This is a genomic window from Streptomyces javensis (genome assembly GCF_039525925.1).
Classification (GTDB): domain Bacteria; phylum Actinomycetota; class Actinomycetes; order Streptomycetales; family Streptomycetaceae; genus Streptomyces; species Streptomyces asiaticus.
Map to the genome: position 1 here is coordinate 102,843 of NZ_BAAAIF010000026.1, position 17,939 is coordinate 120,781.

The 17,939-nt window shown below is 68.8% G+C and carries 13 protein-coding genes and 2 pseudogenes; 6 read left to right on the forward strand and 9 right to left on the reverse strand.

The features are described 5' to 3' along the window. Window positions 1-12 precede the first annotated feature (12 nt). Together istB and ABD329_RS23505 are read left to right on the forward strand one after the other, a co-directional pair. Window positions 13-801: an IS21-like element helper ATPase IstB gene (istB, locus tag ABD329_RS23500; RefSeq protein ID WP_198277442.1), complete on the forward strand. Its 789-nt coding sequence runs from the start codon at window positions 13-15 to the stop codon at window positions 799-801. A 70-nt stretch (window positions 802-871) separates the two neighbouring features. Beyond that, a complete protein-coding gene (locus ABD329_RS23505; protein WP_198277443.1) occupies window positions 872-1,420 on the forward strand; it encodes a hypothetical protein in 549 nt (182 codons plus the stop codon). Window positions 1,421-1,685: 265 nt separating this feature from the next. Here the strand turns inward: ABD329_RS23505 and ABD329_RS23510 are convergent, their stop codons facing one another. The 6 genes and pseudogenes from ABD329_RS23510 to ABD329_RS23535 form a co-directional block, all read right to left on the reverse strand. Next, entirely contained in the window at window positions 1,686-2,165 is a 480-nt protein-coding gene (locus tag ABD329_RS23510; protein WP_198277445.1) for a nuclear transport factor 2 family protein, read from the reverse strand. A 183-nt stretch (window positions 2,166-2,348) separates the two neighbouring features. Continuing rightward, a complete protein-coding gene (locus ABD329_RS23515) occupies window positions 2,349-3,332 on the reverse strand; it encodes a TniB family NTP-binding protein (RefSeq protein ID WP_344316845.1) in 984 nt (327 codons plus the stop codon). A gap of 68 nt (window positions 3,333-3,400) precedes the next feature. After that, window positions 3,401-5,548, reverse strand: a pseudogene (locus ABD329_RS23520) (transposase). After that, window positions 5,545-6,486, reverse strand: coding sequence for a TnsA-like heteromeric transposase endonuclease subunit (locus tag ABD329_RS23525; RefSeq protein ID WP_198282104.1), 942 nt, complete (start codon window positions 6,484-6,486; stop codon window positions 5,545-5,547). Before ABD329_RS23525 ends, ABD329_RS23520 begins: the two are co-directional and overlap by 4 nt. Before the next feature lie 115 nt (window positions 6,487-6,601). Then, window positions 6,602-7,267, reverse strand: a complete 666-nt coding sequence (locus ABD329_RS23530) for a hypothetical protein (protein ID WP_246619189.1) — start codon at window positions 7,265-7,267, stop codon at window positions 6,602-6,604. Beyond that, on the reverse strand, window positions 7,234-7,971 hold the full coding sequence (locus tag ABD329_RS23535) for a hypothetical protein (RefSeq protein WP_344316846.1): 738 nt from the start codon (window positions 7,969-7,971) through the stop codon (window positions 7,234-7,236). The genes ABD329_RS23530 and ABD329_RS23535 overlap by 34 nt, the downstream gene beginning before the upstream one ends. Before the next feature lie 291 nt (window positions 7,972-8,262). Here ABD329_RS23535 and ABD329_RS23540 point away from each other — a divergent pair, with 291 nt between their 5' ends. From ABD329_RS23540 to ABD329_RS23555, 4 genes are all read left to right on the forward strand, one after another. Further along, complete coding sequence (locus tag ABD329_RS23540) at window positions 8,263-9,252, forward strand: hypothetical protein (RefSeq protein ID WP_191067783.1); 990 nt, start codon at window positions 8,263-8,265, stop codon at window positions 9,250-9,252. Beyond that, window positions 9,249-11,141 (forward strand): ThiF family adenylyltransferase, encoded by a 1,893-nt coding sequence (locus tag ABD329_RS23545; RefSeq protein ID WP_344316847.1) that lies wholly within the window; start codon window positions 9,249-9,251, stop codon window positions 11,139-11,141. The genes ABD329_RS23540 and ABD329_RS23545 overlap by 4 nt, the downstream gene beginning before the upstream one ends. After that, window positions 11,117-11,614: a Mov34/MPN/PAD-1 family protein gene (locus tag ABD329_RS23550; RefSeq protein ID WP_223864690.1), complete on the forward strand. Its 498-nt coding sequence runs from the start codon at window positions 11,117-11,119 to the stop codon at window positions 11,612-11,614. The genes ABD329_RS23545 and ABD329_RS23550 overlap by 25 nt, the downstream gene beginning before the upstream one ends. A gap of 64 nt (window positions 11,615-11,678) precedes the next feature. After that, window positions 11,679-13,154 carry an SAVED domain-containing protein gene (locus ABD329_RS23555; protein ID WP_344316848.1) on the forward strand — a complete coding sequence of 492 codons (1,476 nt, stop codon included), beginning with the start codon at window positions 11,679-11,681 and terminating at the stop codon, window positions 13,152-13,154. A gap of 32 nt (window positions 13,155-13,186) precedes the next feature. Here ABD329_RS23555 and ABD329_RS23560 read toward each other — a convergent pair. The 3 genes and pseudogenes from ABD329_RS23560 to ABD329_RS23570 form a co-directional block, all read right to left on the reverse strand. After that, window positions 13,187-14,374, reverse strand: a pseudogene (locus tag ABD329_RS23560) (helicase associated domain-containing protein); the annotation flags it as partial. Between the two features lie 93 nt (window positions 14,375-14,467). Continuing rightward, window positions 14,468-16,837 (reverse strand): nSTAND3 domain-containing NTPase, encoded by a 2,370-nt coding sequence (locus ABD329_RS23565; RefSeq protein WP_198278119.1) that lies wholly within the window; start codon window positions 16,835-16,837, stop codon window positions 14,468-14,470. Next, a complete protein-coding gene (locus ABD329_RS23570) occupies window positions 16,834-17,670 on the reverse strand; it encodes a hypothetical protein (protein ID WP_198278118.1) in 837 nt (278 codons plus the stop codon). Before ABD329_RS23570 ends, ABD329_RS23565 begins: the two co-directional genes overlap by 4 nt. Window positions 17,671-17,939: the final 269 nt, after the last annotated feature.

Below are 17,939 nucleotides of genomic sequence, written 5' to 3' on the forward strand. Positions count from 1 at the left end.
TCACCGGCCCACATGAGTGAGGCACGTCGCTATTCGCAGCTGCGGGCCCACCTGTCCTACCTGAAGCTGAACGACGCCTTTGAGGCCCTTCCGCGGGTGCTGGACCAGGCCCGGGGCGAGAACCTGTCGCTGACCGCCGCGCTGGAGCGGCTGCTGGAGATCGAGGTCGAGGCCACCGAGTCCCGGCGCCTGGCGGCCCGGGAGCGGTTCGCCTGCCTGCCCGAGCCCTGGACCTTGTCGGACTTCGACTTCTCGGCCCAGCCCGGGGTCGACGAGAAGCTGATCCGGGACCTGGCCACCTTGCGGTTCCTGGACGACGCGTCGAACGTGTTGTTCGTCGGGCCGCCTGGGGTGGGCAAGACCATGCTGTCCGTCGCGCTCGGCCGGGCCGCGGTCGACGCCGGCCACCGGGTCTATTTCACCACCGCGGCCGAGCTGGCGGCCAAATGCCACAAGGCCGCCCTCGAGGGCCGCTGGAAGACCTGCATGCGCTTCTTCGCAGGTCCCCGGCTTTTGATCATTGATGAACTTGGCTACCTCCCGCTGCCTGAGGATGGCGCGTCGGCGCTGTTCCAGGTGATCAATCAGAGGTATCTAAAGTCGAGCACGATCCTGAGCACCAACGTCGGCATCGCGGACTGGGCCTCGGCGTTCGGGGACGCCACCGTCGCCGCGGCGATGCTGGACCGGCTCTTGCACCGGGCCGCAGTGGTCGGCATCGACGGCCCTTCCTACCGGCTCCGCCACCACCAGAACCACGCCGACAGCCTTCGCCAGGGAGTGAACGCCCGTGTCTCATGAACTCGACACCGCTGGGGGCGAGTTGGATCGCAGCTGCCCCGAGTGCCAGACCGGGTTCAGGGTCGATTCCGTGACCAGCCGGCGCAAGTACTGCTCGCCGACCTGCCGGGAGAAGGCCCGCTCGCACCTGCCCACGCAGCGGACCTGCCCCCAGTGCGAGCGGGAGTTCACCACCACCCTCAGCCCGAAACGCATGTTCTGCTCGCCCGAATGCCGCACTGCCGCCCGCGAGGCCCAGACGGAGACCCGAACCTGCCCGGTCTGCGAGAACCCCTTCCAGGCCAGGACGACGGTCCGTACCCGCTACTGCTCGGCCGTCTGCCGCCGCGAAGCCGAGCACCGCCGCGACCGGGCCCTGGACGAGGAACGGGCCCGCCGCCTCGGCCAGGCACCACCCGCGCTCCCGGCCCGGATCGAGCTCCCTCCGCCGCCACCGGCTCGCACCGCCTCCCGGCAGCCCGCGGCAGTCCGTGACCCGCTGGAGCCGACCGCGACCCGGAACTGCCCTCATTGCCAGCAGCCCGTCACCATCGTCGCCCTGCTGGCCACCCCCGAGGCAGCCCGTCCGACGATGCCGCACCACCGCACCGACATCGTCCCGCTGCGGCGGACCCCATGACCGGCCCCTTCACGCTCGCGCACGCCGACGAGTTGGTCACCACCAGCCACAGCGACGGCACCCGCACCTTCGTCTTCTCAACCATCGTGGACCAGCCCGACAACGTCTGCTGAGCCAGCGACATCCCGCATCGCTGGATCGACAACATCACCATCAGCGACCTGGTCCCCGAGATCGACCACGTCCTTCGCGCCTGCTTCGGCTGACCCTCACCCATCACCGCGGTCCGGCGACCTGACGGTCGCCGGACCGCAAAGCGGTGTCGTCAGGCGGGTGATGCACCCGCGGCAGGGAGCCGTTCCGTTCCGCCGCCGAAGGGAAGGAAGACCGTGCGGCTGGCGAGCAGCCAGACGCCGTCAATCTTCCGGAAGATGTCCTCGTAGTGGCCGACGTTCGCCGGGAGCCTGGGCTCGATCATTCCACCTGAGTAGCCATCGACCCGGTATGTCGTCAGATACGAGACCGCCCGTGCTGTCGCCTCGGACTCCACCGTGACCAGGATGTTCGTCATCAGACGGCGTGACAGCCTGTCCGCCGGGCGAGAGGCGAAGTAGGCGCGCAGGGCCTCGCGTCCCTCGATGCGCCGGTCCCCGAAAGGCCAGTCCCAGACACCATCGGGCGTGAACAGCTCGGCCACCGAACTTGGCTCGCCGAGGTCAAGGCGGTGGATGAAGTCCACAATGACGCGCTCGCAGGCGCGTTCCGCGAGCATCCGCTCGACCGGGGGCATCACCTTGTCATCCATACCCCTGTCTATCAGCCCCAACGGGTCCCAGGGCACCGCTTTTCCGCACCAGCACCGGCAGGACGCGCTCTTCGCTCCCCACCCTCCCCACTCGATTTACTAGCGGACGAACTGAGGCGAAGATCGGCTGTGGGGATTTTCGCGAAGCCTCATCACGGCCCGGGCATCTCGTGCTCGGGCCTGTCAGCGCCTTCGTGTGGGGCGGGTTTGTTGTTCGGCGAGGTGGTCGAGTTGTACCGCGTCGAGGGCGGTTTTGGTGATTCTTTCGGTGCCGTCGGTGATGGCGGTGATGGCTGCTTGGCGCATGAGCCTGGTGAGGGACCCGATACGGCCAGCGGTGCGCTGGTGGAGGTAGGCGTGGTGGCGGGGGAGGGTGCCGGGGCGGTGGTGCTGGAGGTCGAGGGCGTTTTCGAGGTCGGTGATGACGTCGGTGAAGGGGTGGGTCTGGCCGTGGCGTGCGGGGAGGGGGCTGCAGGTGATGAGGGTGGCGCGTCCGGCGAGCTGGGCGCCGCGCACCCCGCTGAACAGGGGTGTGGTGGTGACGTCGATGCCGGCGTAGACGAAGGTGGCGTTGATGCGTTCGGTGAGGTCTTTCAAAAGGTCGGCTGCTTCGGCGCCGGTGGTGGTGCGGGGGTTGAGGCGGTGGATCTCGTCGATGAGGACGAGTTGGACGCCGGCGGTGTTGTAGGTGTGGCAGACGGCGTCGGTGATCTGGGCCTGGGTCATGCGGGTGGTCACGGGAATGCCGAGGTAGCGGGCGAACTCGGTGGTGAGGGTCTTGGCGGTGGCGCCGGGCGGGACGAGGACGTAGGCGACCGGGACCTGCGCCTGTCGTCGGCCGGGCGGGGCGGGGTTGCGGTGGGTGTGGGCGAGGTGGCAGGTGCGTCCGACGTGCAGGAGCGCGGTCGTTTTCCCCGCAGCCGCGGGGCCGGTGACGATCAGAGAGGGTCTGGCGGTGGTGGTCTGGTGGCGGCCGAGGATCATCAGGGTGCGCACGTGGCGGGCGAGGGCGTCGATGGCGGGGGTGCGGACGGTGACGAACGCGGAGTGGTAGGCGAGGCGTTCCTCACGGCTGCGGGGCGCTTGGCCGGGCTGGGGCGGGGCTGGTGGTGGGGTGGTGGCGAAGTGCTGCCAGCCCTGCCAGGTGGTCACCGGCCAGGACGGCATCGTCGTGTCTGCCAGGGTGGCAGTGTGTGAGCGGTCATGGCTGCTCGCTCCGGTGGCGCCTTGGATGTTCACCACTTCAGTGCCTCTGCCTGAGCGTCGTAGAGCCCGAGTCCGGTGTAGGGGACGACCGGCATGCCGGCGTCGGTTTCCTCGGCGTCTTGGTCGGGATCTTGGGGCTTGTCGGGCGTGTCGTCGAGATGATCGAGGCTGTCGGTGTCCGCTGCGGGCACGGTGGGAGTTGGCGGTGGTTGTTCTTGCGGGTCGTGTTCTGTGCGCGGTGGCGGCAGGGGTGTTCGGGCAGGTGTGGTGCGGGTGATCAGGCGGTGTTCGGCCTTGGTGGCATGGCCGGTGCGGGCGCGGCGCATGAGCTGGTCGAGGGCGTCGGCGACGTCGGCCTCAAGGCTGTCGGGGTCGGTGTGGCCGGTGATGGTGGTGCGGATGTGCTGCCAGGTCTGTTCGTTGAATGGTCGGTGCACGTGGGCGCGGTGGATCCATGGGATCTCGGCCAGTTGTCCGTCGGGCAGGCGCAGCCAGATCTGGCGGGCGTCGTGGGGGTTGGTGTGGACTCCCACTTCCCGCCGCGCGCGGTGACGGGGGACGGTTGCCCCCGGTAGGGGCCGAGGAGGTCGCAGTCGTAGGTGCGGTGGTTCAGACGGATGCCGCGTTCGGTGATGGCCTGCCAGCGCACCGGCAGCAATTCGAGGTAGTCGTCCCTGGTCAGAGGCACGGGTACGTAGCCGGCGACCGAGATGAGTGCGGCCCACATCTGGTTCGGTGTCAGCGCGGCCCTGGGCAGGACGGGATGGCGCAGCCCTTCGTGAGGGCGGTGGTGCCAGTGGACGAGCCATTCGTCGAGCAGGTCCTGCAGTTGCGCGACGGTGAAGCACGCTTCGCGTTCGGCGTCACGGCCCCGGCGGGTGAGGTCGGAGCCGGTGTAGCCGGGCAGGTGCTGGCAGAACAGCGAATTGATCGAGCCGAAGGTGCGCTCGATGATGCCTTTGGCGGTGGGGGAGTAGGGCGGGGCGGGCTGCACGCTGATGCCGAGGCTCTCACAGGCGGCGGTGAACGTCCTGGACAGGAAGACTCTGCCCCGGTCGACGATGATCGTCTCAGGGATCACGACGGGGCGGGCGGCCGCTTGCTCGAGACGTTCGTCCAGGGTCAGCAGCCGCTTGTGGGCGAGCAGTTGGGTGTGGGTGAAGCGCAGGGCTCCGGGCCAGGTGGGGCGGGCCGGGTGAGGCACGGCCATCTCGGCCAGGAGCAGGGCCGCGTCCACGGCCTGCGTGCCGCCCGGACACAGCACAGCGGCCAGGATCGCGCGCGTCGCGACATCTACCGCGATAGTCATCTCGGGCCGACCCAGGCTCCCGTCGTCGAACAGGGCCAGGACGTCCAGGCGGGTGGTGTCGATCTGCACCTGCTCCCCGGGGCGCAGAGCAACGGTGGGGGTGTGGCCGCGACCGTCCTCAGTGATGGGTGGGGTACGGCTGGGGCGTGCGGGATGGTCGGCGGGGCCGGCGAGCTGGCGGACGAGCCGGTAGAAGGTGGCCTGCGCCGGCATGGGCACGCTGCCACCGTGACCGGTCATGAAGGACCTGCGCGACCCTCGGCATCAGCGCACTGACGGTGCCCTTGGAGCGACCCCGCTGCTTGCGCAGCACGTCTTTGACCGCGGCGACGACCCGCTCGTCGGCTCGTCCGGTGGGGCTGGGGCCGCGGGTGGTGCGGTGGTCGACGAGCCCCCACAGCCCTTGTTTGCGGTAGGCCAGGCGCATGCGCTGCACCGTCGTACGCGACACCCGGGCGAAGCCGAGCGCGGTCAGCTCCTCGGCCTTGGCCCGCTCCCGCTCGGCCAGCGTGTGCCGTTCGGGGTCGTACTGCGGCCGTACCGCCCCGCCGCTGCCCGGCCCGCCGGGCAGACCGCACTCGACTTCCCATACGTGCCGCTGCCAGGCCAGTGCCTTCTCCCGCGCCGCAGCCGGGGCAGTCTCGAACAGCCCCCACCGTGGTACTGCCTGAGGCTGCTCCACTTCCGCCTGCGCTCCCAGCACGGCGAAGCTCTTATCGGCGAAGAGATGCCCCGCCAACACCGTCTCATCGCCGCCGTCCTCGCCGACCAGATGCACACGCTGTCCGGCCAGGGCGACGACCTGCCACCGCAATCCGCGGAAGCGGACATGCGCCCCGACCGCCACCACCGGCCGCCCGCTACTCACCCCGCCTCCCCACGCCGGGCACCAGCCTCATCGCCGCCTGCATCCGTCTCCGCGTCCTCCGCGGTTTCGCTGATGTCCCGGGTCTCCTCGTCATAGCCGTCCTCACCCTCGCCGACGTCCTCCTGAAGGCGGCTGGCCGGCACGCCTGCACCGGCATTGCGGAGGGAGCCGAGACCGACCATGGCGCGTTCGTGCAGAGGCGTATCCAGGTTGGCTGTCAACTGTCCGTGCCACAGGGCGTGGAAGACGGCGGGGAGGACCTCGATCGGGTCGCCCGTTGCTTGGGCGCCTTCCAGCAGAGGCCGCGGCCGCGCGAACGCCTCGAGCACTGCGGGCATCAGGCCGGAACGGCCGGCGTTGCGAGGGTGGCGGTAGCCGGCCAGCCATTTCAGGTTGGCGGCCAGGACGTCGTCGAGCGGTGGGAGGCGGCGGTAGGTCCAGCCGATGTCCGCGCATGCCTGCACCACCGCATCGGCGGCCTTCATCGAGCGTTCGCCGCCGGCGTCGGGGTGGCTGGGGCAGTCGGCGAGCAGGGCGGTGCCGTCGGCATGGCGGGCGAAGAGCTGCGGTACCCAGGAACGCACCTGCCCGCGGGGATTGCGCCACAGCAGACGCACCGGCCGTCCCGCCAGGGCGGTCACGGCCGGGTCACGGTCCAGCATCATCAGCTGGATGCGCATCGCGTTCGATCCGGCGGCCACATGCCGTCCGGTTGTAGCTGACCACCACAGGCCCGGCCCCCACCGCCGCCCCGGCACCGCCGGGAACGCGGACACGGGCGGCAGGTCCTCGAAGGCCACCGCCAGGGCCGCGTCCTCCCAGCGCTGCTGCACCGTCTGTCCGACGGGATCGAGGAAGACCGCCTCGAACCGTGCGCTGTGATCGGCCTTCGCCTTCTTCGCCCGGCTCCCGGGCCCGGCTGCACCCGTGTTGATCATCTGCTTCAGCCAAGCCGTATCCGCTGGCAGCTACAGTGGTTTTGGGGATTTGGACCCCGAAGGGGTAAGGCATGCGCTAACGCTTGACGCCTTCCGGCGGGGGCGCCCGGCGGTTTCAGCCGGGGTCTGCCTCGGCCGTCAGAACGTTCCTCAAGACGTCGACGGACATCCCCGCCCACTGGGCCACCTCTTCCAGGGGCACCCCGGCGTTTGCGGCCGACAGGGCGGTCCGCTTCCAGGCATTTTCGATCAGAACGGCGCTGTGGCGGAGGTTGCGCAGCAGCTGCCGGGCGACGTCGGCGGTCGGCCCGCTCTGCACCCCGCGCAGCTGGAGCAGCTGTCCCTCGGCGCTCTTGATCGTTCGGGTGATCAGCGCGCGCTGCTCGGGCGGTACCACGGCCCGCCACATCGTCCCCGAGCCCGGCGCCCGCTTCTCCTTGCCGAGCACCCGTAACTGTCCGGCCATCGTCACCGGCTGATGCTCCCGCCGCACCCACCACGGATCGTTCGCGCAACCGGCCGGACCCCCGGCTCCACGGCGCTGGCGGATGACGGCGCCCATCCAGGCGATCAGCGGACCGCCGTGATCCGCCGCCGTCAGCGGCCCCAGCCACGCGCGCCCGACGCGCTCCCCGAGCCGACGGCAGAACATCCCGTCGGCGGGCAGTGCCCGCGGCCGCCCCGCACCACTGTCCACCCACACCAGCTCCGCCATGGCCGGGTCCAGCAGCGCGTCGGCGACCGCTACTACCTCGGGGAAGATGACCGCGTCCCGCCCCACGATCCGCCACCCCTCCAGATCACCGCCGGAGTCACCGCCCGCGACCTGGTGCAGGCGCCGCGGCCAGATCGTCTCCGCTCCCAGTCAAAGGCCTGATCCCACCACCGCGCCACGATCGCATGTGCCAGAGCGAACACACGCTCCGGCTCAGCCCCGGCCCGCACCGCCCGCCGCACCACCCCCGTCCACCGCCACTGTGCCGCGATCACCTCTGGCAGGTGCCGCACGTCCAGGTGTTCGTGGGGCTGGTCGGCGTCCGCGTCCAGCAGCCACTGCCCGTGCCGCGCACACACCCGGCCCCACCGCGGCGCATACCGAACGACCTGCACGGCGGTTCCCGTACGCTGGGCCGCGCACAGCCGGCAGCCGAATGCCACCGGACCGGCGACCACGCCGCCGACCCGCCACACCGCCGTCGGCACTCCGTCCCCCTCGGCCGGCAGTGTGGCCTCCTCCCGCGCCCAGGACGGCAACGCCCGGGCCAGCACGTCTTCCTCGATACCGCACAGGCCTGCCAGGATCTGCCGCCCGGCTGCGTTCAGCAGCACTTCGGCGTCGGCCCGAGTGGCGCCGCTTTCGTGTTTGGGCTGGTGGTTGCGCCAATGCCAGTACGACCGCAGGGCCTTCGCTTCCAGCCCGTAGCGGCTCGCGATGCGGCAGATCAGTGACGAGGTCGTTTCTCCCTGCAGGGGAGCGGTACGCACGAAGCCGGGATGAGGGAGCACTCCACCACAGTGCCGTGTTTGCCGCTCCAGGCGGGCACTTTCGCAGGGGATGCTCGGTCGTAGCGCTCGGTGCCGCCCCTGCTCGCCTGCCGTTCCTCGCTGCTTGTTGAAGCGGGGTCGGGTTATCCCTTCTCGGCGGCGTTGTCAGTGGCGACGTCTACCCTGGCTGACAGTTGCCCGATGCCTCCCGAACACGGACGAAGCCTGCCCCACCAGGCGGCCGAACTCGGTGTGGAACCAGGGTTGGACACGCAAGATCGAGGAGGCACGATGCGGATCGACGAGGCGTTCGATGACTTCCAGAGAAGCGTCAACGAGGACGTGGGCCAGACCCGACTCGCACGGGACCGGCGTGATCTGTTCAAAAGGGCGCTCATCAGCGAGCCCGATGTCACCGAGGCGTTCGGCTCGGGCTCACTCCGCCGCAGCACCCAGCTCAAGCCCATCAACGACGTCGACATCATCGCCGTCTACGACGCTTCCCAGCACCCCGACTGGGGCAGTCCCGGCCTCAGCGCCGAACACGCTCTGGACCACACCCGCAGCCAGGTCAACCGGCTGCTGGGCAAGACCAACGGTAGCCACGGCAACGAAGTCCGGCTGGCACTGCCAAGGAACCACGCGGTCAAGTGCTTCCTCGACGACCCCGACGACGAGAACGCGTTCACCGTCGACGTGATGCCGGCCCTTCGGCAGGCCGACGACACCCTCCTCATACCGGAGAAGCTCGCCCAGACCTGGGTGTCCGCCGACCCCGAGCACCTGATCAACCTCGTGGCCGACCGCCAGCGAGACTGGGAGCACTTCCGCCCATTGGCCCGCGTCCTGAAGCAGTGGCGTCACGACGTTGTGGTAACAGGACGGATCAAGTCACTTGTCATCGAGGTCCTCGCTCTCGACTGCATGCCCACATCCGGTAACCGCCCCAGCGGACTGTGCACCTTTTTCACCGCCGCGGCAGCACGAGTCAACGAGGGCGTGAGGGACCCGGCCGGCCTGTGCGGTGAGATCCAGCCTGACCTTGACTACGATGGTCTGCAGACCGCGCTTGCCGAAGCCGCCGAGCTCGCCGACCGGGCCTGCGCCGCGGCCGCGGCCGGTCACACCGACCAGGCCCTGCGACTGTGGCAGGAAATCCTGGGCGACTCCTTCCCCGCCCCACCCAAGCCCGCAAGCCCCGTCACCGGAGCCCCGACCCTGATCACCGGTGCACCCGCCCTCATCACCCCTCGGCCGATCAAGGATGCGCCTCAGGGATGACGGCCACCACCGGTCCTCACAAGCCCGCGCAGCCGGCCCCCCTCACGTGGTCGGCCGCCGAGCCACGCCGCTTCGAACGGGACCAGCGCGAGATCACCGCCGCCTTCCCCGACCTCGTCTACGACGCCGAAGGCGCCGGGAGCTGGAACGGCATCCTGCCGCTGTGGCCATTCGAACGGCCACAACCCGCACATCTCACTGACTGGACAGGAACCACGGGGCTCCACGTCCTCATGGTCTACCGGCAGGCCTATCCCATGGCGCCGCCCCACATCTTCCCTCTCGACCCGGTTCCCGAGCCGGCCGCGTGGACGCAGTCGCGCTGGCATGTCAACGGCGACCGCACCCTGTGTCTCCTGCGTGCCGACTCGCTGTGGACCGGCCGGGAGTCCGTGGTCGACCTGCTCCTGAAAGCCGCGGCATGGAAAGTGGAGTACGCGCTGATGAAGCACGAGGCCATCACGCAGATGTCCGACCGCGGCATCGTCGAGGACGACCGTTTCGACCACTTCCTCACCCGCCCGCCCGCCCGCCAAGGAGCCCACCCGCAGCAGTCTGACGACTCCGCCCGACACAGCACGAGATCAGCAAGACGCCGGGAGCGGACGTTCGTGCTGATCCTCGTTCCCCATCACGCCGCAGCCACCATCCGCCAAGCCGGCCCCTGGGGCCTGATGACCCTGCGCGGTAACCACGAGGACTTGGCCGTCATCCGAGGGATCTCCACCCGCGACGGCGTGATCCTCCCCGTCGACGCCTCACCGGGCCAGAACCTGCTTGCGGCCAGCGGCGACATCAGCCTGTCCGGCTGCTGGTACCGCGCAGCCCCCATGCTCCATCTCTACTGGCGCCAACTGAGCGGCAGACTCGGCACAGGCATACCCCTGTCCGTGTTCCAAGACCACCTCACCAGCGGATACAAGAACCCTGGCCTCAATCCGTACATCGCCCTGACCTACGCACCGGATGCGAAGGAATCCTTTCCCGAGCACGACGTGTCCGACATCGTCGCCTGGCGCATCGGACGCGACGGCGCGTACCCCCTCGGCTCCCTCGTCGAGCCGTCGACCACCGGCATCGGCCAGATCCAGGACCACTGGCCCGTCAGGGACCTTCAAACAGCACGCGTCATGCTCATCGGCACCGGCAGCATCGGATCCGCCGCCGCGCACGCTCTTGCCGGCTACGGCATCGGACACCTCACCCTGGTCGACCCTGACCGGCTTTCCTGGCACAACCTCGTACGCCACACCACCGGCCGCCGTCACGTCGGCCGCCCCAAAGCCACCGCCCTTGCCGAAGAACTCACCTTCCTGCGCCCCGACACCACAGTCGTCCCTCTGGTCCTCGACGTCATCGACGACGCCGACCGGATCAGACCGCTGCTCCAGGAAAGCAACCTTGTCGTTTGCACTGCCGACGGTGTCGCCGCCCGCCGTGTCACCGGGCACCTCGCCCGCCGTGCCAGCATCCCCACCGTCATGGCCTGCGTCCTGCAGGACGGCGCCCTGGGCGAGATCCTGCGGCTGAGGCCCTGGCCCCAGCACGGATGCCTCACCTGCCGGCGCCAAACGCTCGCCGAGCGCGGCAGCATCGATCCCGAACCCGCACTCGATGCCGGATACGGCACCGGCACCCGACACCGGCCGATGACCGCGGTCGGCCCCGACCTCCACCTCATCGCCCATCTCGCAGCCAAGACCGCCGTCGCCACTCTCCTCGAGCGCCACGGCCACCCCGACCAGCGCCTACCCGGCGAACACGGCCTGATCAGCCTGCGCCGACAGCCCGACTGCGCACCGCCCTTCGACCTGAGCCGAACCGGCGAGACCCGATGGCTCCCCGCCACACCACCGCGCCCCGGATGCCCCACCTGCGAACCCCCATGACCCCGCGCCCCGTCACCGCTGTACACCTCACCGAAGAGGCCGCACGTGTCATCACCGACGAGCTCCGGACCGCCGACAACAGCAGAGAGACCGGAGGCATCCTGCTGGGACACCACGTTCACGACGCGATGATCGTCCGGCACGCCGGAACTCCCGGACCCGACGCGGTTCAAACCCCCACCTACTTTCTCCGCGACCTGGCCCACGCCCAGACCCTGGCCGCCCAGGCCTACGCCCAGGACCACAGCGTCTGGATCGGCGAATGGCACACCCACCCCACCAGCCGACCCATCCCCAGCACACGCGACGCAACCACCTACCGCCAACTCCTCAACGACCCCGAACTCGCCTTCCACAGCTTCATCGCCGTCATCCTCGGCCCGCGAGCACCGCACTGGGACATGACCGCCTGGACCTGCCACAACAACACGATCGCCCAGGTCGCCGTACACGGCCCGCCGCAGCACCGGTAACGACCGGATGCCGGCGCGATTCACACACAGCAGCGCCACACGCCCCTCACCCCGGAGAGCGCCCATGGAACCTCTGCCCGCACCAAGCCCCACCAGCGTCAGGATCACCGGCGACCACTACCAGTGGCTCATCGCCTGGACCGGCTGCCTCACCCTCCTACGCGAGAACGCCATCCACACCGCCAACCCCGCCATCTCCGTCGGCGTCGAAGCCGACGACGCAGGCAACCTCGACGACGTCGTCCTGCTGCGCCGCAACCCGCCCCACACCTACACCCAGGTCAAATACACCGTCAGCAGCGCCACACCCGTCAACGAGGAGTACCTCACCAAACCCAGCCCCACGGGCGGCCCGTCGATCCTGAAGAAGATTGCCAAAACCTGGCGCACCTTCACCGCCGACGGCATCGACGCCGACCTCGCGATCGTCACCAACCGAGCCCCGGATCCCCACGACCCCCTCATCGCGGTACGGGACGCCCGCACCCAGTTGCTCCTGCCCAAGGCCGCCGACGGCACCGCACGCTCGAAGACCGGCCAGGCACGAACCCGCTGGGCTCAGAACGCCGGCCTGAGCGAGACCGAACTCCACGATCTCCTCTCCCGTCTGCGCTTCGACCTGTCCCGAGAACTGGCCCACGTATACGAGCAGCTTCAGCTCCTGATGGCCGTCTGCGGCCTACGCAACGACAGCCACGCAGTCGACGAAGGCGCCAACTGGGTCGCCCAGCAGGTCCGCGACGGCCACCGCACTCTGACCCTCGACATGGTCAAAGCAGCCGTCGACAGCCTCAACCTCAAGACAGGACCCGCCTACGCGATCCTGTCAATCGCCACCCTCAAACCCGACCCGCTCGCCGCCGAAGCCGACCACACCATCAACTGGATAGACCGGTTCGAAACCGCCTCCGAGTACACCAAACGCCGCCCGCTCGCCCCCGCCACCTGGGCACAGCTCCAGGACGACATCGAGGCGGCCCCCGCCCGCCTGCCCGGCCGCACCAATATCTCCGTGTCAGGAAGCCTCCGCCTCGCCCCCGCGTTTCTGACCGGTACGGCCTTCCGCATGGTCACCGGAGCCGACCTCGCCGTCCTCCAGCGTGGAGACCTGTGGTCCACCCGCGACGCCTACGACGCCGAATACGCCCCCATGATCAAGGAGTACGACGTCGGCCAGGGCGAGGACCTCGCCGTCGGCATCAACGTCACGGTCAAGGCGCAAGACTTCACCGAGGATGTCCTCGAATACGTCGAAGAACAAAACATCCCCGCGTCCAAACTCCTCATCCTTAGGCCACCCGCCGGCCCCAAGGACCGCTCCGTCCTCGACAGCCCCGCCGCCAACGCGCTGGCCGTCGGCATGCGCAACGCCCTGCGCCGACCCGCCCGTACCACCCCCCGGATCCACCTCTTCCTTGCCTGCCCCATGGGACTCGCCCTCCTCCTCGGCCACCGCTGGAACCGGCTACGGCCCACTGTCGTGTACGAAGACGTCAGCACGACCCAGGTGTACGAGCCGGCCTTCTTCGTCCAGGCCTGAACACCACAGCCACCGCGAGCCGCCGCAGGAAATCATGCCCAATTCACGCCCAGCTGGGTGAGCGCTGCGCGCTGGGGCTCGGTGAGTTTGTCGCGGCGGCTGCGGAGGTTGCTGTACCAGATCCCCAGCCGGTGCTCTTGCCCCTGGCCTTCGACCGCGATCTCTTCTGTGTGGGCCCTGGGGACGTGGTGGTGGCCCTCATGGGCGATGTACTGGGCGAGGGCCGCTACGCCACGCTGGAAGGCTGCTGAGGGCCTCCCGGCGGGATTCGCGGCGCCCTTCGAGGAGGCTGGGGCGGGTCGCTCGACGGGTGTCATGCCCAGCTCGGACAACCGCTGCTGTTGTTCGGCCGACAGCTCCGCCCAGGAACTGGCCTGCCGCCGGATCCATCGTCCGAGGTCGTCGCCGTCGAACGTCACGCCGGGCCGGATATCGGGCAGTACCCCGCCGGGCTCGTCCTGCGCGAGGTGGGCGAGGACGCGGTAGTGCCGTTGCCAGTCCAGTGGCCAGGGGCAGTTCCAGTCCGGGTCGATCGCGGCCAGCTGCTTCGCGCGCTCCGCAGCCCGCTGCGGGTCTTTGCCGAGGCCGCCTTTGCGGCGGAGGTTGGCCATGTGCTGCCCGACCGGCATGGGGCCGCCGTCGGCCGGGTCGTCCCACATGGCGTCCTGACGTGGGGCGAGGTGCCCGGTGGCGCGCCGGTAGGAACGGAGCGCGGCGAGCTTGGTCTCCCACGCTTCCTCGCCCGGCTCTTAGATCATCCCGGCCTCGGTCGCGTCCAGCAACAGCTTGCGCCGTTCCTCCAGCTCTCCGGCCCGCAGCGCCTTTCGCTGCTGGTGGATCCATCGCCCGAGCGGAAACGCCTTGGTCGCCCCGACTTCGACCTCGACGTCATACGGGATGGCGTAGAGGCCTGTGATGCCGTGGTCCTTCCGCCAGCGCAGCAGCGCCTGGTAGCCCTCAAGCCAGACCAGGGACTCGGGCCGGTACACCCGCGTACGGAGGAAGGCCGTGATCGTCGCGGCGTCGCGCGGGCTGGAGAAGTGCAGCAGGGCCGCTTCGGCGGCGGCCTGCGTGTCGTCCAGTTCCTGGTCCTCGCCGCCGGCCCCGACGATCCGCCCGTCCTCATCGCGCTGGAGGTGGACCTTGCGCTTGCCGCTGGTGCGCGCGCGGGAGGCGAGCTGCTCGACCAGGCGCTCATCGTGGCTGCGCAGGCCCTTTATCTATAGGTGGGGAAGTGTAAGGGACGTTTGTTGCGCTTGCCCCAGCGGGCGTAGCGGCTCTACACCGCCGACGCTGCGCTCTTGCTTGGTCGATCACTGATCGATGTCGTCGAAGAGGCTGCGATGCGAGCCGGAGGGCTGGTGTCTGCCCCGTTGACTGCCGTCATCTTTCACCGTGTCAGGCTCCCAGCCTTCGTTGCTGGGCGGTCGAGACCGACGCTCGTCGTTGTAGAAGTCGCGGGCATGGTCGAACTCTGCGGCTGCGTCGTCGTCGCCCCGCTGGTCGAAGGCCAGGTAGTACCAGAACAAGGCGCTCTCGATGGGGTCGTCATCGTCTCCGGTAGCGTCCTCGAGCCACTCACCCACCACGTCGACAAGTGTTGGAACGAGCTCCTGCCGCACGTGCTCGAACAGCTGCTCACGCTCCTCGTCGGTGAGGAGGAGGTGCCAAACCTTCTTCTGCCAGTCCTCGGCCTCAATCCAGGAAGCGTCCGGGCCGGAGACGGCCAGCTCCTTCATGCGCTCAATGGCACGTTGCCGAATGTCTTCTGTCAGTAGACCGGCCTGGTGGAGCCGTGCGAGTACGGTCGTCCGGGTGTCGTACTGGGCGGGGGAGTGGAACTTGACGAGTGTTTCGCTCAGTTGCGGGTCTGCAGTCATATACGCGCGCAGGAACGTGTCGGAGCCGCGGTACACCACATATGACAGGATGGCTTCTTCCGGAGGCAGATGGTGCTGCCATGATGCGAGGCGGCTGTAGGGGCGGGCTCGCACGGCGGCCAGGCGTTGCGCTGCCTGCTTGTAGAGCGAGGGCGGAATACGCAGGAGTGTGCCTTCGCGCTGCTCGCTGTCGCGGTCGAGACAGTCGGTGCGTGACAGAAGAGCCTGGTCGGTCATGCCGGTTAGAACGACCGGCAGCAGGTGTGGCTGGGTGGCTAGCCAGGCGGCGAAGCCTTCTCGAAGAGTGGGGTGGTGGAAGGCCCAGTACTCCTGTCCGTCGGATGACGTGTTGAGGCGGAGGAAGGAACCGGTGAGTGCGGTCAAGGCTTTGCTGACGCCGGGCTGCGTGGAGCCGGCTCGCTCGACGATGTCGCGGTCGCCGGCATCGAGGGCGATCGGGTTTGGCAGGCCGGGCAGCGTCTCGTCTCGGGCCGTTGCGTACGTGAGCGCGAGCGCCGCGTGGGCGTGGGTGTCCAGCTGGTCGTAGACATCGCTGAGCAATTGCTGGGACTGCGCCATGAACGCCGTGATGCCCTGCCGTGTCTGGGGCAGTTTGGAAGTGAACGCCTGCAGCCCCAGACGACGTGCGGCCTCGGGGCGGAAGGGGGCGGCGTCGGCTGCTGCTTCCAGGTGCGGTTTCATCTGGGCGCGTACGTCTTGGGGCTGGTCGCCGGCGGAGAGGTGGTTGTACAGGATCTGTTGCCGCTCTTCACGGGTGAGGTCGGCGACGTCTACGGTGACCTGCTGTTCGTGCAGCCGGGGATAGGAGTACGGCTTCAGCAGCGGGCGGGCTTCGTTGTAGATGTAGCTGCGGGAGGTCAGCACCACCCGGGCGCCGTTCTTGACCGCGCTCATCACGTGTGGCAGGTCGCGTGCCCAGGCGTGGGTGAGGTGTTCCTCGTGGCGGACAGCGCCGAAGGCGTCGTCGAGCCAGAAGAACTGATCCTTCTCATGCGGATTCCAGCGTTGCACGAGTTCTTCGGAGGTCCGGGCCTTGATGGCCATGCAGCCCCAGTTATCAGCCGCGCTGATGGCCAGCATCAGCGCGATGACGGACTTGCCGACGGCCGGGTCGCCCAGCAGCAGCACGAAGCCGTGGTCACACAGCGCGCGGGCGGCCTTGCGGTAGGCGCCGGTGACGACGAACGTGGCCACCTGCTCGGGCGCGGACGCCATGAGTGCCGAGGCCTGGGCGTAGGCACGCTCGTCGAGGATCTGCGAGAGATCACCGAGCCCGTAGACGCGAGGGACGAACATCCGCAGCCTGCGGTGCGTGGCGATCATGTCACTCAGCCACTGGCCGTCCAGGACTATCGGATGCGCGACCCCGCACGCGCGCAACCGACGGCGGATCTCCTCCTCGGAGGTGCCAGTGACCCGCGCGTTTGTCAGCAGCACGTACGTTCCGCACACCCCGCGCTTCACCAGGGCGCTGACCTTATCGAATTCGTCTTCCAACTCCGACGGGACGAGCGTGGTGTCGGCCTTCTTGGTGTGCTTGCACTGCAGCACGAACGGCCCTGGCAGAACGTCTCGAACGCCACTGGGGTCGGTCGGCGGCTGCCAGGTGCCGTAGAACGCACCGTCCCGGCCACCGTCGTTGGAGTCGGCGAATGCCTGTACCGACTGCCCCCACACCTCCCGCAGGACAGCCGCGCACAGGTCCTGGAAGGCCCGCCAGCCCAAGGTGTGCAGGGTAAACCGGGGAGAGCCGACAGCCACGACTTCGCCTGCGCTGCTCACGCGTCGTCCTCGCTGTCGTGTTCATCGGCGTCATGGTCGGCGAGTGCGGCCATCGCCTCCCACATGGCTTCATCGTCGTAGTCCGGCACCACCAGGTCAGGTGTCAGGTCGTTGCTGTCGGGGTCCAGGTTCTCGGACTGGGCCAGCACCTCGACCAGGAACCGTCGCGCGGCCTTCAGTAGGCCGGGATCATCCAGCCACAGCCCGAACTCCAAGCTGCGGCGGGAGCTCCCCGTGCCGTTGGCGCTGCCCAGCCACAGCCGGTGCGGCGTGAAGCCGGTGACATCTGCCACGCCTCCCAGAGCGTCCTCGTCATGCCACCACAGCTCACCCAGCAACATCATCTTGGTGTGGAGAATCGGAACGAGTTGGTTTCCGGCCTTGCGATAGCCCAGGGTGCGTAGTGCCGGGAGCCGAATGCGTTCCTGCGGCGAGCCAGGGCCCAGCACTGGTCCCTTGCCGTCCCGGTGGAAGCGCAGCTCCTCCAGCTCGGAGAAAGCCCAGGCTGGGAGGCCAGCCGCATCTTTCACCGCCTCGGCGAGCTTCCGCAACCGCTCTGCGTGGTACTTGCCCCGCGGCTGCTTGCTCACCACCACGCACGCGGCGGGGAACTCGACGATGCGCTGCAGCAGCTCGGCATCGTCCACCCACAAAAAGGCCCCAAGCATCGCAGGCCCCAGACTTCTCGACCGCCGCTGCTGTTCGAGATCACGCCGGAACTCGTCAATCCCCTCGATGAGGCCCGCCAGCACGTTTGTCCCGAACTGGACAGGACGTTTGCCGTCCTCCAGGACTGCCTGTACGTCGAACTGCTTGGAAAACGACGGATCCATATGCCCCCCTGTGCCGCCAGCATTATGGCGCGACACTGCGGATTGTCGGGCGCCGAGCGGCAGGGAGGGAGCACGGTGGCCGGTGGCCCCTGGTGCACGCCGACATGCATTGGCCGTGCCGACGCGTACCTGACCGGCGCGAAGGAGTCGGCTGCTGGCGCATTCATTATCTCGAGGGCCAGGGGCGGGGGATGTTTGTTTGGGTTGTCGCCTGCGGTGATGGTGCTGGCCTGAGTGCGATACGCCCCGGTGTTGGTGGTGGTTGTGTT

Bases quoted from the DNA above. Each gene is read 5' to 3' on its own strand.
- istB (WP_198277442.1), top strand. From the start codon at position 13: ATGAGTGAGGCACGTCGCTATTCGCAGCTGCGGGCCCACCTGTCCTAC.
- ABD329_RS23510 (WP_198277445.1), bottom strand. From the start codon at position 2,165: ATGGATGACAAGGTGATGCCCCCGGTCGAGCGGATGCTCGCGGAACGC.
- ABD329_RS23515 (WP_344316845.1), bottom strand. From the start codon at position 3,332: ATGCCGTCCTGGCCGGTGACCACCTGGCAGGGCTGGCAGCACTTCGCC.
- ABD329_RS23525 (WP_198282104.1), bottom strand. From the start codon at position 6,486: ATGATCAACACGGGTGCAGCCGGGCCCGGGAGCCGGGCGAAGAAGGCG.
- ABD329_RS23540 (WP_191067783.1), top strand. From the start codon at position 8,263: ATGCGGATCGACGAGGCGTTCGATGACTTCCAGAGAAGCGTCAACGAG.
- ABD329_RS23545 (WP_344316847.1), top strand. From the start codon at position 9,249: ATGACGGCCACCACCGGTCCTCACAAGCCCGCGCAGCCGGCCCCCCTC.
- ABD329_RS23550 (WP_223864690.1), top strand. From the start codon at position 11,117: ATGCCCCACCTGCGAACCCCCATGACCCCGCGCCCCGTCACCGCTGTA.
- ABD329_RS23555 (WP_344316848.1), top strand. From the start codon at position 11,679: ATGGAACCTCTGCCCGCACCAAGCCCCACCAGCGTCAGGATCACCGGC.
- ABD329_RS23570 (WP_198278118.1), bottom strand. From the start codon at position 17,670: ATGGATCCGTCGTTTTCCAAGCAGTTCGACGTACAGGCAGTCCTGGAG.